The sequence below is a fragment of the Pseudoalteromonas sp. BSi20652 genome, assembly GCF_000239855.1.
Classification (GTDB): domain Bacteria; phylum Pseudomonadota; class Gammaproteobacteria; order Enterobacterales; family Alteromonadaceae; genus Pseudoalteromonas.
Genome location: NZ_BADT01000200.1, coordinates 1 through 1,971, shown reverse-complemented (window position 1 = coordinate 1,971; position 1,971 = coordinate 1). Strand labels below are relative to the sequence as shown.

1 protein-coding gene is annotated in these 1,971 nt (G+C 30.7%); it reads left to right on the top strand.

Annotated elements, in window-relative coordinates; translation table 11 throughout:
* The first annotated feature begins 555 nt into the window (after positions 1 to 555).
* On the top strand, positions 556 to 1,380 hold the full coding sequence (locus P20652_RS02975; protein ID WP_008171671.1) for an alpha/beta fold hydrolase: 825 nt from the start codon (positions 556 to 558) through the stop codon (positions 1,378 to 1,380).
* Positions 1,381 to 1,971: the final 591 nt, after the last annotated feature.

Sequence of the window (1,971 nt, the reverse complement as noted above, 5' to 3'; positions counted from 1 at the left end):
TTTTTACTCTCTGCACTTAACCCTCCTTAAAAAACATAATGACCACATAACTCAATAACCATAGTAATAAATTAATTCACAGTTACAGAAGCAAAAGTTTACTTACACATCACAAACTACAAATTTTTGTATGTTTATAAAATAAAAATAAATATATAAGTTTTTAACGATCTAATATTCACTATGACTCAGTGAAATATTAAATCTCGTTAAACAAATTGCCAAATAGCAGGGGGGTTAACAGCTTTTTATCTTCTTATGTATTTTATAACTGTTTTATAAAAATATAATGTTATTTAAAATTTTGTAATTATTTCATAAACAAAGGTCTTATTTTCATAGTTAGTTTAAATTGTCCGACTTTGTTTTTTAATTTTTATAATTTAGCTAACCAAAACTTTTTATTATAATTTATTTTTCTACCTAAGCCCATGTATGACATAGGCTTTATTTTTATAAATAGTTATTAACTCATTAGTGCTCGTCTTGGGCTCAAAATTGCTTTAATCAATTACATTTGGTTAAACCAATTATTGAACACTATAGAGGCAAACTATGAACAAAACACAATACGTTACAGTTGAAGGTCATCAAATTGCTTATCAAGAAATGGGAGAAGGCACACCTTTATTATTACTTCATGGCATACCTACAAATAAATTTTTGTGGCGAAATGTAATGCCTAAACTTGCGGCTAATCATCGGGTGATTACTCCAGATTTATTAAACTTTGGTGAATCTGATATGCCAAGCGATACCGATGTATCTATAAATGCGCAATGTAGAATAATGATTAAATTTATGAATACACTCGGGATTGCTAAAGCAAACATTGCGGCACATGATATTGGTGGAGGTGTTGCCCAATTAATGGCTGTAAATTATCCTGAAAAGGTAAACGGATTAATCTTAATTGACAGTGTATGCTTTGATTCATGGCCTGTACCAGAATTTGAACCGTTATTAGAACCTGGCGTAGAAGAAAAAATGAGCGTAAAAGAGTTTGTTGATACGCTAAAAGATTTTATGCCCAATGGTGTATACGACAAAAACGTCATGACAGATGAGTTGATGAAAATATACTTAACACCATGGAGCAACGAGCAAGGAAAAGCCGCTTTATTTAGTAATATGCGCAGGCTTAATAAAGAATATACGCAAGCTATTGCCGGCGAACTTAAAAGCTTACCTCATGAAACACTCATATTATGGGGTAAAGAAGATAAGTTTCAAAAGCCAAAGTATGCGCCAATGTTAGAAGAAGCAATTCCAAATTCATCATTAATTTGGTTAGATAAAGCTGCACACTGGGTTATTGATGAACATCCAAATAAAGTGTCTGCACTTATTAAAGAGTTTATGGCAGACAAAATGTTTTAAAATTTCACTTGGTCTTGTTTCGTTTTATTTAAGGTATTAATAAATAAAGCTTTAACATATAAACCAAGGTACTAAGCATTTTTAATAAAAAGCTTTATAAAATACCGTTTGATTGCAATAACCATCAAACGGTATCACTCATAAAAACACGTTTTAATTATCAGCAAGTAATAAACACCCAAAAACACTGTTACAGCAGCCCAGTTAAACCCATTAACAATCAATTTAACATAATAAAATTGCACGCCAAAATCACACACAGTAAGTTAATTTCCACAACCAATTCCATGCTTTATTACTAACTGTACAATTAGCCGACGGTTTAACCGATTTTTCGCAATCGTGGTTATAGTTAGAGTGAAAAATCGAATAGCCCGCTGACACCCATCCTAATAAATAAACAATAACATTGTGCATTAGCATTGCTTTGAACTGAAAAACTACAATCATTTTTTACTTATTTAAACTTAATAACTTAATAACTTAATTTATACAACAGGTTAGCGGATTATTTGAAGTGGGTGTCATGCTAATTTCTTGCTTGTTATAACTTTTACATTAGTAAAATTGAAAAATCATTTAAAGCTTAAG